The sequence below is a fragment of the Desulfobacterales bacterium genome (genome assembly GCA_029211065.1).
Classification (GTDB): domain Bacteria; phylum Desulfobacterota; class Desulfobacteria; order Desulfobacterales; family JARGFK01; genus JARGFK01.
In genome coordinates this window covers 19,271-32,200 of the sequence record JARGFK010000051.1, presented here as the reverse complement: position 1 = coordinate 32,200, position 12,930 = coordinate 19,271, and the positions used below count along the sequence as shown (strand labels likewise).

General features: G+C 54.6%; 9 protein-coding genes. 8 read left to right on the top strand and 1 reads right to left on the bottom strand.

Going from position 1 to position 12,930, the window contains the following annotated elements:
• Nucleotides 1-51: 51 nt before the first annotated feature.
• Nucleotides 52-2,523 (bottom strand): hypothetical protein, encoded by a 2,472-nt coding sequence (locus tag P1P89_12555; GenBank protein ID MDF1592338.1) that lies wholly within the window; start codon nucleotides 2,521-2,523, stop codon nucleotides 52-54.
• Nucleotides 2,524-3,191: 668 nt separating this feature from the next.
• On the opposite strand from P1P89_12555, the gene P1P89_12550 reads away from it, so the two are divergent.
• The 8 genes from P1P89_12550 to P1P89_12515 all read left to right on the top strand — a co-directional run bounded on the left by P1P89_12550 (nucleotide 3,192) and on the right by P1P89_12515 (nucleotide 12,893).
• A complete protein-coding gene (locus P1P89_12550; GenBank protein ID MDF1592337.1) occupies nucleotides 3,192-3,704 on the top strand; it encodes a GspH/FimT family pseudopilin in 513 nt (170 codons plus the stop codon).
• Nucleotides 3,705-3,754: 50 nt separating this feature from the next.
• Nucleotides 3,755-4,402, top strand: coding sequence for a prepilin-type N-terminal cleavage/methylation domain-containing protein (locus P1P89_12545; protein ID MDF1592336.1), 648 nt, complete (start codon nucleotides 3,755-3,757; stop codon nucleotides 4,400-4,402).
• A gap of 18 nt (nucleotides 4,403-4,420) precedes the next feature.
• Nucleotides 4,421-4,825, top strand: coding sequence for a prepilin-type N-terminal cleavage/methylation domain-containing protein (locus P1P89_12540; protein ID MDF1592335.1), 405 nt, complete (start codon nucleotides 4,421-4,423; stop codon nucleotides 4,823-4,825).
• Between the two features lie 11 nt (nucleotides 4,826-4,836).
• Nucleotides 4,837-5,610 carry a pilus assembly PilX N-terminal domain-containing protein gene (locus P1P89_12535; GenBank protein MDF1592334.1) on the top strand — a complete coding sequence of 258 codons (774 nt, stop codon included), beginning with the start codon at nucleotides 4,837-4,839 and terminating at the stop codon, nucleotides 5,608-5,610.
• Nucleotides 5,611-5,867: 257 nt separating this feature from the next.
• Nucleotides 5,868-11,159: a PilC/PilY family type IV pilus protein gene (locus tag P1P89_12530; GenBank protein MDF1592333.1), complete on the top strand. Its 5,292-nt coding sequence runs from the start codon at nucleotides 5,868-5,870 to the stop codon at nucleotides 11,157-11,159.
• Nucleotides 11,160-11,327: 168 nt separating this feature from the next.
• The gene (locus tag P1P89_12525) at nucleotides 11,328-11,741 is read left to right on the top strand and encodes a hypothetical protein (protein MDF1592332.1); all 414 of its coding nucleotides are present in this window, start codon (nucleotides 11,328-11,330) and stop codon (nucleotides 11,739-11,741) included.
• Entirely contained in the window at nucleotides 11,742-12,182 is a 441-nt protein-coding gene (locus tag P1P89_12520) for a thioredoxin domain-containing protein (GenBank protein ID MDF1592331.1), read from the top strand. It begins immediately after the preceding gene.
• A 162-nt stretch (nucleotides 12,183-12,344) separates the two neighbouring features.
• Nucleotides 12,345-12,893: a DUF4124 domain-containing protein gene (locus tag P1P89_12515; GenBank protein ID MDF1592330.1), complete on the top strand. Its 549-nt coding sequence runs from the start codon at nucleotides 12,345-12,347 to the stop codon at nucleotides 12,891-12,893.
• The last annotated feature ends 37 nt before the right edge of the window (nucleotides 12,894-12,930 follow it).

The following is a 12,930-nucleotide window of genomic DNA, read 5'->3' as shown; positions in this document are numbered from 1 at the left end:
GAAAAGTGCGCAAGAATCTGCCATTCTTCAAAAAACTGGCTGATAAAAATTTTACACAAAAAACTTGACAGCACCCCCAGGTGCAATCGAACAGGATTCGGCGTTTTCTGAATTCCAGATCAGAGTCAGGTAACCGCCTTCGTAAATGCTGGTGGTATTTGCGGATATATTCACCATTGGCGGCACAGATGGGTCAACAACCGTGACGGCGACGCTGTCCGTGGCGATGCCGCCCGGCCCGGAAGCTGAGATGGTATAGGTTGTGGTCTGCGAGGGCGAAACCGCGCGTGAACCGCTGGAAGGCACGGCGCCGATGCCCGGTTCAATGCTGAGGTTGTCGGCATTGGTTGAATTCCAGGCCAGCGTGGCGGATTGACCGGTATAAATGATTTCAGGAGCTGCGCTTATATGGACGGTGCAAAGCGAAACAACATAGGCGGCGCCTGAATTCTGTCCGGTGCTGCTGCTGCGGGGCGCGCCGACCAAGGCAGCGCCGCTGCTGACGGATACCGCGCTTCCGAAACGGCTGTCCGGAGCCGGATTGCTTGCGGTGATGATTCTTTGCATATTCCATTTGCTGCCGTAGCCGCTATACCCGTAAACCGCGCCGGCAGGGTATCCAAGGGTGGGATAGGCGTACCCGGGCGCGCCCACCGCGACGTAAAGATTGCCCGGCAGGTTAATGGAGCCGATAGCAACAGAATAACCGAAATGGGCATAGGCGCCGGCGTTGGCGCCGGTCAGTTTGATTTGCTGGGTCCATGGAGACGAGGTGCTGAAAATATAGGCTGCGCCGGAATCAATGCCGCCGTCATCATCACCGGAAGCGCCCACAACGGCGTGGTTGCCGCTGACAGCGACGGAAACCCCGAAATTGTCATACGCCTCACCGTCGCCAGCCGTAAGCTTGGCGTCTTGAATCCAGCCTGATCCGTTCCACATAAACACATAGGCCGCGCCGGAGCTTTCGCCGCGGTCATCGCTGCCGTGCGCACCCACAATGGCGTAGTCCCCGTTAATGGATACCGATTTGCCAAAATAGTCATAGGCGGCTGCATCCGCGGCCGTCAGCTTGGCCTGCTGGGTCCAGGCCTCCCCCGTGCGCGTGAAGATATAGGCTGCGCCCGAGCTCTCGCCGGCGTCATCGTTTCCATAAGCGCCGGCAATAACGGTGTCGCCGCTGATGGCAACCGACCATCCGAAATAGTCATACGCTTCCGCATCGCCGGCCGTCAGCTTGGCCTGCTGGGTCCAGGTCTCCCCCGTGCGCGTAAAAATATAAACCGAACCGGAGCTTTCGCCGCCGTCATCTCCGTAGGCGCCAACAACGGCAGTGTCTCCCTGGATCGCAACTGACCAGCCGAAATAGTCATAGGCGGAGGCGTCGGCGGCCGTCAGTTTAGCCTGCTGGATAAATGCGTCCCCAATGCGTTTGTAGATATATGCCGAGCCTGAATAATAGCCGCCGTCATCGTCATGCGGAGCGCCGATGATGGCAGTGTCGCCGCTGATGGCTGCCGACTGCCCGAAAACGTCCCCGGCGGCCAGATCAGCGGGCGTAAGTTTGATTTCAGCCGGCAGGCTATGCACAATATTGACCGTGCCGTCGCTGTAAGCGACCGCCGGCGTATGCACGCCGTCATCAATAACGGCATAGATATAATATTCGCCTTGGGGGATTTCGGAAGTATCCCAGACATAGGCATCATCTTCAGGTTGATCGGGATCTTCCGCCAGCCCGTTTATAATCAGCGTGCCGTCCGCGCCGCTGTTATCGGCATCATAGTAAAGCGAAATAGCGGCATTACTGTCGGAATCGGCATCTATCCATGTGATGGTATAGCTCGCATCGGCATTATCGTCGCTGCCGTCCGGTTCAATCAGCGTAATGACGGGCGGATAAATTACTGAGACCGTAACACCGGCACTGGCGGCGCTGCCCAGGTTGGTCGCAGTGAGGGTGTAAGTGGTGGTCTGAGCGGGGGAGACTGTCACAGAGCCGTTGGCGGCAACCGCGCCGATGCCGGGTTCGATTATACAGGCATCGGCATTTGCGGCGCTCCAGGTCAGGACGGCGGCGGCGCCGATTGAGACAGTCCCCGGATTTGCCGTGATCGAGACGATAGGCGGAGCAATATCTTCGATGACCTCGACGGTCAGATAGCTGTCCGGCCTGCTCCACAGCTCGACGGAAATCGTGTTGCTTTCGGATAAATTGACCGGAGCTTCCAACAGATAAACCTGCTGGTTAAAATCATTTTGCCCGAATATCTCCACGCCGTTAACCTTAACGACCGCGCTGCTGACGGCATCGGTGATGCGGTTGTCGCCGTCTTGATTTCCATTTTTAACAACCAGGCGGCCTTCACCGGGTACACCGATAAATATGTCCGTATAAAGATCGGAGCCGCCGCTGGTCCGCATGTACTGGTTGGATCCCAATAAGGTCACCTCGACCCCAAAGGCGTTTCCGATAAATACCCCCAGGACAAGAAGCAAGCAAAGTGCGATCGTCTTTTTCATGATGTCTCCTCTTTATGAAAATGCCGGAATGCTCTGTTTTTCGACACGATTGTTCAGTTGTCTTATAATTGAAATGCATGTTTGTGGAGCAAGAGGAAAATCCCTAACATTGCAGCGACAGGGAAACCCTTAAGAAACATTGCCATATTTCATAACAAAATTCGTGCCGTAACCGTGATGTTATCAATAAAAAAAATTGGCGGCGGCCGGCCGGCGGGCTTTATTTCACAACTATCTGTTTTATCATGATATAAAAATGTTAATGGCGGGTGTCAGGCAGGTTTTGTTTGAAAAATTATAAAGGCGGTTTGTCCGTGGGAAGCCTGCACGTGCACAGATTTCTGTGCACGTGCACAATTTTTTGTGCATACGCCTCTTGAAATGGAATTGTCCCGCAGCCGAATCGGAACGTTTTCGTGACAACTGCTATAGACAAGCCCTAAAAATTTTTAATATCTCTTTAAAATATTTAATAGTTATACCGGCCGTTAGATAGCGGTATTTAGCCAGGGCTGCCGGATCGCCGGCCGCCGACTTGAAAAATATTTGATGTATTTTCAAATAGATGTTATCAAAGTAGCGGCGGAGCGGCCGGAATGCGCTTGCCTTGCAGCCAATGATTTTAGACTGGCATAAAAATTGTATGTGATAACGGTAGGAGAAGGAATATGCGAAAACAAACCGGTTTTACAATTGTCGAGCTTCTCATTGGCATTGCCCTGGTTGCTACGATTACCGCCATTGCAGTTCCCAACTTCATCAGTTGGCTGCCGAATTTTCGTTTGCGATCGGCTTCCCAGGATATGTTGTCGAATTTTCAAAAGGCCAAGCTGGCTGCCGTAAAGGGCAACGTCAACGTCGCGGTCTGTTTTAAAAGTGACAACAGCGGGTATACGGTTTTTGTGGATACGAATGCCAATTACGCCGATGACGGGGAAGAGACGGTGGCGGATGTTGCCTGGGCCGGTTATAAAAGTCTGGTGTACAACCCCGCCTATAATACATTTGATACCACTGTGGGGGCACGGCCCTGCATGGCTTTTCAGTCCACGGGAATTCCGGTGGACGGAAGCGGGGGGGCGTTTAACACCCGAGAGGCCCAGATCAGCAACACCAATGGGCGATCCACCAAGTTGGTGGTGTCGCCGGCGGGCAGCGTGTACCTTGAGAATGTACCTTAAATAACGGAAATTATTACGACTGCTATGATAAATTTACATGAGGTTAAAAGATGACGCTGAAAAAGAACGATAACGGATTTACACTGGTTGAAATCCTGGTGGCCATGGTGGTGTCCGGTCTGGTTTTGTCGGGCATCTATTCGACCTACCAGTCCCAGCAGCGCTCTTATATATTACAGGAAGAAATCGCCCAGGTGCAGCAGAATTTGAGGGCGGCCATGTATCTGTTGACCCGAGAGCTGCGCATGGCCGGGTTCAATCCTTCCGGCAACGCCGGCGCCGGTATTGTAACCGGGGAATGGACGAACACATCCCTTCGGCTTACCAAAGACGACAACGGCGACGGCGATGTTACGGACAGTGGCGAGGATTTGACCTATTCACTCTATACAGCCGGTGGGATCCAGAAGCTGGGTCGTAAAAACCCGGCGACAAACCAGCCTGTGGCGGAAAACATTCAGGAACTCTGGTTCGTGTTTCTGGATGCAAATAATGTCGAAACCGCCGTGCTATCCAACATCCGTTCGGTTGAAGTAACGCTGGTGGCCCGGGCCGGGCGCCCCACCACAGACTTCGTTAACACGTTCACTTACTCCAATAAATCAGGAACAAAAACATTCGGGCCCTATAACGACGGCTATCACCGCAGGGTGTTGTCCGAGCAGGTTAATTGTCGCAACCTGGGGTTGGGGTCTTAGTACTCAGGAAGGTTTGCCATGAAACGATTGTGCCATAAAAAGAATTCCTTGGGAAACGAGAACGGTTTTACCATGATCGAGATTCTGGTTGCCATTTCCATTTTTGCAATCGGTATGCTGGCGGTTGCCTCCATGCAGGTTTCCGGCATCCATGGCAACGCCACCGCCAATGCCCTGACCGGCGCGGCCGCCTGGGCGGCCGACAGGGTGGAGTCTCTGCTGGTAAGACCTTACGATCATATCGACCTGGACCCGGCCGGCAATCCCCATTCCGGGGGGACCGAGGGCAGATACACCATATCGTGGACTGTTACGGAAAACGACATGATGCCCAACACCAAAACCATTGCGGTCGATGTGTCCTACAGCGACAAGGGAAATCCCAAGAATGTGTCTTTAATTTATTATAAGTCGAATATATAAGGGGAGCCGACATGCAACGCGCAAAGATTAAACCGGCAATTAAACAGACAAACTTTTTGTTGCGCTTCGTCATGCCCGCGAAGGCGGGAATCCAGTATTTTCAACGACTTTTCTGGATTCCGGCTTTCCGCAACGCGCAGCCTGCCCCTGTGAAAACAGGGGGCCGGAAGGCCCTGTTTTATTGCCGCATTAATAATGAAAAGGGTTCTTTGATGGTGATTGCCATCGTCATCCTGATGCTGCTGACCCTCATCGGCATTGCCATCACCACAACGGCTTCGCTGGAAATGCAGATCGCCTCCAATGACCGCCTGCACAAAATGGCGTTTTATCAGGCCGACGGCGGCATTGACATCGGAGCTGAACTGCTGGAGCAGAACCTGGGTTGTACAAACGGTTTTAGCGATACCCTGGGCGGGGATCAGCGCAATGTGGGTTCGGTGCGGGTGACCGACCTGAATTTATCGGCAAATACCGATACCGACGCCACCGTGCCGGTTGATCCCACCCAGGGCACCACCAATCGCCATTTTTACTTTCCCGAGAATTACAGCGGCAGCCAGCCCCATACCAACCTGACCGTGGGCGGCAACACCAAATTTTCCACCGGCAACGCCATTCAGATGGTCAGCGGTTACGAAGGCAAAGGCAAGGGCGCCGGCGCCGGCGGGGCTTATATCATGTATAGCATGACTTCCCAGCACATGGGGATCGCCGGCAGCCAGTCCGTCATCCAGGTTCAGTGGCGGCATGTCATTGGGATGGAAGGGGCCTGTAATTATTGACGGCTTTTTGAAATGACACGGTTCGGTTATATTGATAGGCAATTAAGTTTGTTACTGTGAACAGCCTTTCAGAATCCGGCTCCGATTGAAATCCCCCCGTCCCCCCCTTTGAAAAAGGGGGGCGGAGGGGGGATTTTGAAAAAGGGGAGAACGGGGAAATTTTGAGTAAATATTTAGTCTGATTGAGGTTGAAATACAGAAAATTGAATAATTCAATAAAAATTTTGAGCAACAGCGGAAGCAAAGGAGGTCAATCCATGAAACGCTCCTGCAAACATATGATGATACTGACACTGGTCGCGCTTCTGGCGGCAGCCGGCGGATTATCTGCCGGCAAAGCCCACGCGGCCTTTCCCACCAGCTCTGATGCCATCTGCGCCAGCGACAATGCCACCCCGCCGTTTCTCTCCGGCGGCGTGGACCCCAACCTGCTGCTGCTGATCGACAACTCCGGCAGTATGCTGGACCTGGCCTATGTGGTGGATGGATCGAACTGCTATGATGACGCCTTTAATTCCGCCGACACCTATGCCGGCTATTTTACGCCCAAAAAACTGTATGTCTATGACCTGACCACCCTGAAGTTCCGGACTTATTACGACGGTACCGATCGGAGCGCGATGTGGACCGGTGCGGTCGGCACGATATTCTACAACGGCCCCAGCGTGGATCCACCTACTGCATCCTACAGCGGCAACGGGGTGGTCTGGGTAAAAATGAACGGTACCACCAGTATTACTGCTTTCGTGGCAGACGGTAATTTTCTGAACTGGGCCGCGGCTTCCAAAATCGACATCCAGAAAGAGATTCTGACCGGCGGCAAATACGATGCCGCCAACAGCCGCATGATCATGGAGTCAAGGGGCTGCGGCAACAAACGCTTTGTCAAACAAGTGGCGGTAACCAACAATGCGGACAGCAGCACGGACCAGCTGACCTTGGGGGTGCGACCGCCCAAGGAGCAAACATTTGATAACTGGGCGCCTGCTACCGCCTATGCGGTGGGAAAAGTGGTCAATGACGTCGGCCAGCTCTATATTGCCACGGTCGCCGGAACTTCCGGCGCCATCAGTACAGATGACGACAACACTCTTGTCTCACCGCCGGCGCCCCGCTGGGCGCTCTATACCAAGACCCGCTGGACCGCTGGCGCCGTTTATGTGGTCGGCGATATTGTCAGCGACCCCACCAAGGCCAATACCCTGGACAAAGGTCAAATCTACATCGCCACCCAAGGCGGCACGGCCGTCGCAAGCGGCGGCGTGGATGCGGACAATCTCGGCGATGCGTCGCGGCCGAAGTGGGAACCATACAATGTGGCCCATATCGAGATATTTAAAATCACCGACAACGGTTTTAGCAATACGGCTTGCGAAGCAGCCGTGGATTTGCTGAATGAAGGCGGCAGCCAGGGGCAGTTAAAATTAAACATTGATACCTGTATGGGCTACAGCTCCGCCGGTGGGAGCACCGCCATATCAAATGCAAACGCGGCATTCAACCATGCCATCCATGCCTGCTGGTACCAGGCCAAACAGGGGGTCTGGCCGCCGGACGCCGGTACGGTAACTGCTCAGAAAAATGCCTGCGAAAATGTTTATGCCGATATCAATCCCTGGAACATTACAACGGAAAGCCAGGCCTACGGCTGCTACGGCATATGGACCGGCGACCCGGCAACCGACTCGGGGTATGTTGGCCGGTGCTGGAAGCCGGGAGCTCCCCTGGTTTGTACGAGTTACTTTACTTCCGGTTCAAAGGCCGGCCAGTGTAAAACCAGGTCCGGCGGCGGCGGCGGCGGATGGGATACAAGCGGTGCTGGTTATGGTAGTGATCAAGACGCCTGTATCGAACAGGCCTTGATGGACTACTGCGGGTCAGTTCAAATTCCCGAAGTGGTGGATCCCAGCGACCAGGTGCCCGGCACGACGACGGACATTGAGGGCACCTTCTGGAACATTCCGGCGGTGCTGGTGGATTCCGGCGTGGTGGCCCAGCTCAATGATGCGCTCTATGTCATGAAAGGTTTTATCGAGCAGACCACAACGCCCACTGGGCTGGTCCAGGAATTCAGCAACGATATCCGCATGGGCGCCATGGTGTTCAACCAGAAAGGGACCACCTATGAGTGCACCCAGCTGGACCCCAATCAGCTGTTTGAGTGTTCCTTTGCGTCCAACAAGGACGGCGGTAAAGTGATTGCCGACATTAACAAGGATATTGCCCCTGCCACCGCACATACCGACAGCCTGGTGGCGGCCATCAACGGCATCAAGGCCACTTCCTGGACCCCCATTGCCGAATCCCTGTATAACGCCCTGGGGTACTATGGCCAGAACAGTGCCTATCGTCTGGACGCGTCTGATTTTACGATCAGCTCTGCCGTGGATCCGGTCCAGTACCATTGCCAGAAAAACAACATTCTGGTTATTACCGAGGGCGCCTCCACCGCGGATATAAACGACAGCGTCACCGCACTGGGAACCGGAATCGGGAAAGATCCGGATACCAGCGATGTCGCCGACTGCGGTTCGCTCAAAGGGAGCACGCTCCTGGACGACCTGACCTATTTTGCCAAAGAAAGTCTGGGATGCTACGCGACCCCTACGATGGTCGACGGCGAGGGGAATTCGCAAAACAAACAGACCATTGCCACCCATATCGTGGTGGCCGGCACCCTGCGCGACACCGGCACGGCCGATGAATGCAACCCCAAAGAACTGTTAACCCGGGCAGCTATCAACGGCGGAACGGAGATCTATCAGGCCAATAACCCCACCGAGCTGGAAAACAAATTAAGAGCGGCCTTTGCCGCCATCCGGGCCGGCGCAGCGGCCGGTTCGGCCGCTTCGGTTATTTCGGCTTCCCGCAGCGGCGAAGGCGCCGCCTATCAGGCCATTTTCTGGCCCAGCGTGGATTTGGCCAGCGGCGACAAGGTGCAATGGATCGGCGAGGTCCATTCCCTGCTGGTGGACTCATTCGGCCAGCTTTACGAAGACAGCAACGGCGACCATGCCCTCGACAGCGGCGACCAGCGCATCGTGTTTTTCTTTGATCAATCCATCAATCAGACCAAGGCTTGCGTTGGGGATCTGAATGCAAGCGGAGCCTGTACCGGGACAACCTTAAACCTGGAAGATGTGAAGTATCACTGGTCGGCGGCCCAGTGGCTGTCGGAAATCCAACCGACAACAAAATCTACAACAGCCGCAGGCGAAATTTTAGACAATCGCACCCTGGTGGGAGCCACCGCCGGGTATATATCGAATATGAAAAAGCGTTTTATTTTTACCTGGAATGACCTGAACGGTGACGGCGTCGTTGGCAGCAACGAGTTGCTTGATTTTACACCCGGCCTGTCCGGGGCGTCGGTGTCCGGGGGCCGCGGTCCGGTGCGGCTTGATTTCGGTGTCCAGACCGATGCCGAAGTCGACAAGATCATCCGGTGGGTGCGGGGCCTGGATTATACCCCCGACAATCTGCGGTTGCGCCAGATGCCCTATGACTTTGATCATGACGGTACGCCTGAAGAGGTGACCTGGCGGCTGGGGGATGTGATCCACTCCACCCCGATTTCAGTGGCGGCGCCGGCCGAAGGGTATCATTTTCTGTACCGTGACAGCTCCTATGCCCAGTTTGTGAATGCCTACAAAAAAAGGCGCCACATGATTTATTTCGGCGGCAACGACGGCATGATGCATGCCGTCAACGGCGGTTTTTACGATGAGGCCCTGAAAAAATTCTGCCGCACCAGTAACTGCAGCGTCGATACCAACGCGCCGGAGCTGGGGGCCGAGATGTGGGCCTATGTCCCCTATAACCTGCTGCCGCACCTGAAATGTATGACATCGACGGGTTATCAGCACAAGTACTATGTGGACCAGCGTCCGCGCATTTTTGACGTGAAGCTTTGGGACGATACCACCCCTACCGGCGATGGAGTCCATATCGGCGGATGGGGCACGATCATGGTGGGGGCCATGCGTTTCGGCGGCGGCAAGGTTCGGCCCGGACTGCTGGACCTGGACGGCAACGCGGTGGCGGATTATGGGGCTGACACGCGTGAGTTTACTTCAGCCTACTTTGTAATGGATATTACCGATCCGGAAAAGCCGCCGAAGCTGCTGGCGGAGATGACCCGGACCACTTCCGGGTCGGAAGCTGAGCTGGGCTACACCCTGGCCATACCCACCCTGGTGGTGATGAAGCACACCCAGGCCGACCTGAGCGTGACCAATAAGTGGTATCTCATCATGGGCAGCGGGCCCACCAATGTCAGCGGCGCCAGCACCCAACCGGCCAGTGTGGCCGTATTGCCGCTGGACTGGCTGGGACAGTACTCGTCCACCGCCCGGGCCTTCCGGATACCGAGCGGCCTGCCGACCGTGGCCAGTAACGAAGGCGGCCAGTTTGTACTGGGGTATACCAGCAACAGTTTCGTCTCGGACCCCATCACTGTGGACTTTGAGCTGGAGGCGGATTACAAGTCGGACGTGGTCTATTTCGGGACGGTGTCGGGCTCGGCGGCGCCCTATGGCGGCGGCATGCAGCGGCTGGTGACCCGGCAGATCAACAGCGTTACCGGCAAGGAGAATGAGACCCTCCCCAGTCAATGGGCGACGTTGCTGAGCACGACGCCGTTTGTCGATATCAACCACCCATCGTTGAATAACCCGCTGCCGCTGATAAATACGGGTCAACCGGTGACGGCATCGGCCAGCGTGGGGACCGACGGCAAGAATTACTGGATCTATTTCGGCACCGGCCGTTTTCTGGACACGGCTGATAAAAGCGACGCCAGTACCCAGACCTATTACGGCGTCAAGGAGCCGCTTTATTTCAGCGGCACCACCGGCAACTGTCAGTCGTCCTTTACCTGGCAGACGGTGGAAAAGACCGCTACAAATGGATGGAACACGACTCCCGGGGAACAGGGTCTGCTGGATGTCACCAAGATCGTGGTTAAAGAGGGGGCATCTGCCATCACTGCCCAGCTCGATTGCAGTGATGCATCAGCCTGTAAGACGATTGAATCTCCTGTGGGGACTACCAATACCTTAACGACCTTTAATACAATGGTGGACTATATCGTTGGAACCGGGACCGGGTGCAATCGGCCCACTCCGGATTCCTATGGCAGAGACGGCTGGTATAAGGACCTTACCCTGACGAAAGAACGGAATCTGGGCCAGGCCACCTTGCTGGGCGGGCTGGTAACCTATACCAGCTACCAGCCGCATGCCGATCCCTGTTTGCCGGAAGGCCTGGGGTATCTTTACGGCGTGTATTTCCAGACCGGCACGCCGTTCTATATCCCCATATTCATCAGCGACTTCAGTACCGGCATTGATACCGTAACGGAAGGCGTGATAGATCGGGTAGCCCTGGGGCGCGGGCTGGCCACCACGCCGAATCTGCACGTGGGCAAACAGGAAGGCGCCAAGGCGTTTGTCCAGACCAGTACCGGAACAATTGTGGAAATCCCCCAGCCCAACCTGCCGATCCAAAATGCCAAGACCGGCAAGGCGGCCTGGGGTGAATTAAAATAACCCTATAAAATCCCTCCCAAGAGGCTGTCCGACAACCTATCATTCCTCTCCCCCTTGTGGGGAGAGGTTAGGTGAGGGGGGACGTAGCCGAATTTGCAAAAAACAATACCAGGGCCGCTGCCCCGGACAATCCCGGAGCGATACCTTAAAGGAAAGAGAGGGTATGGTTTGAAAAAAAGAGTGACCATCTGTGTGCTGGCGCTGCTGCTTGTCGCGATGGTGAGTCTAAACAGCAGTGCCGAGGTGGAAGGGGATGTCCAGCGTACCCTGAAACTTCAGGAAGCACCAATTGACGCGGCGGTTTCGCTGAACGGCAAGTGGCTATTTGTTTTGACCCAAACAGGCAGCGTTCAAGTCTATACCCCTGACGGCCGGCTGGAGGGGCAGCTCACTGTCGGCAGTCAGGTGGACGGCATCCGGGTGGGGCCGCGGGAAGACTTGCTGCTGCTAACCAGCAGAAAGGATAAGACGGTTCAGATTATGGTGCTGGATTTTATCCAGTCGATCAATGTAACCGGTTCGCCCTCTAAAGGGCCGGAGAATGCGCCGATTGTGATCGCCGTTTTCAGCGATTTTGAGTGAGTGTACTGCCAGCGGCTGGTGCCGCTGCTCGAGCAGGTGCTCGAGAAGAATCCGGTTAAGGTGAAAATAGTTTTTAAGAACTTCCCACTGCAGAACCATAAGTTTGCCGAGAAAGCTGCGGCAGGGGCCCTTGCGGCCGATCGGCAGGGGAAATTCTGGCCGTTTCATGACCGGCTGTTTGACAATTACAACCGGCTTAGTGATGAGAAAATACAGGAAGTAGCCGTTTCACTGGGGCTAAACATGGAAGCCTTTAATAATGACCTCAAGAACCCCGGGATCCAGGCAAAGATCCGGCAGGATTTTCAGGACGGCAACCTGGCCGGGGTTCGGGGAACGCCGGCTGTCTATATTAACGGACGGATTTTGAAAAACCGGACCCTTGCCGGTTTTCAGGAGATCATTGACAAGGAGCTTGGGAAAATATCAGGAAAGAAATAAAGATCAGAGCCTTAGTACAGGTGTACATAAATACGGTGATGTATTCGGCGAATTGAAATGTAATCGTATTTGTATTCACATTTACTTAGGATTTAGGATACAGGGCATCGTTATCCGGACAAACACATAATACGGTTGAAAATAAACAATGGAGGAATACCCATGCGATTGCGGTATATGTTAATCGGCGTGGTTCTTTTGCTGCTTCCTGCACTGGTTGCAGCAGAGGTCTATCGCTATACCGATGAGAGGGGCGTGATTCACTTTACCGACAACTACATCGAGATTCCGGAAAATCAGCGTCCCAAAGTTGAGATCATAAACAGACTGGATGAAACAACCCCACCGGAGGTGAAGACGGAAACGGACCGAGCTATAGATACGCGGCCGCCGGCGGAGCGTGTTGAAGGCGACCGTCCAAACCAAGAAGCAGGTGCTCAAGGCCCTGAAGCTGTTGCAGAAGGCGCAAAGTCCCAACAGCAGTTTGAGTCGCTCATCAAGGCCAAAACGGATTTAGATAAAATTTATGATGCACTGGCGATTGAAAAAGACACCCTTGAGAAGGAAGAAAAGACCCTTAAAACAGTTGAAAGTATCCGGGCCTATCAGAACAAGGTGAATCTGTTTAACCAGCGGCTGGTCGACTATGAAAAGCAACGCCAGGCGTTTCAGACCCAGGCGGACGCCTATAACAAAGCAATCGCAAAGTAAACGGTATATCCTGCCGCTTGAGAAGTTGCCGGGGTGG

Excerpts from the sequence above, each read along its gene's own strand:
- P1P89_12530 (MDF1592333.1), top strand. The coding sequence starts at position 5,868 with ATGAAACGCTCCTGCAAACATATGATGATACTGACACTGGTCGCGCTT.
- P1P89_12545 (MDF1592336.1), top strand. The coding sequence starts at position 3,755 with ATGACGCTGAAAAAGAACGATAACGGATTTACACTGGTTGAAATCCTG.
- P1P89_12515 (MDF1592330.1), top strand. The coding sequence starts at position 12,345 with ATGCGATTGCGGTATATGTTAATCGGCGTGGTTCTTTTGCTGCTTCCT.
- P1P89_12550 (MDF1592337.1), top strand. The coding sequence starts at position 3,192 with ATGCGAAAACAAACCGGTTTTACAATTGTCGAGCTTCTCATTGGCATT.
- P1P89_12555 (MDF1592338.1), bottom strand. The coding sequence starts at position 2,523 with ATGAAAAAGACGATCGCACTTTGCTTGCTTCTTGTCCTGGGGGTATTT.
- P1P89_12540 (MDF1592335.1), top strand. The coding sequence starts at position 4,421 with ATGAAACGATTGTGCCATAAAAAGAATTCCTTGGGAAACGAGAACGGT.
- P1P89_12535 (MDF1592334.1), top strand. The coding sequence starts at position 4,837 with ATGCAACGCGCAAAGATTAAACCGGCAATTAAACAGACAAACTTTTTG.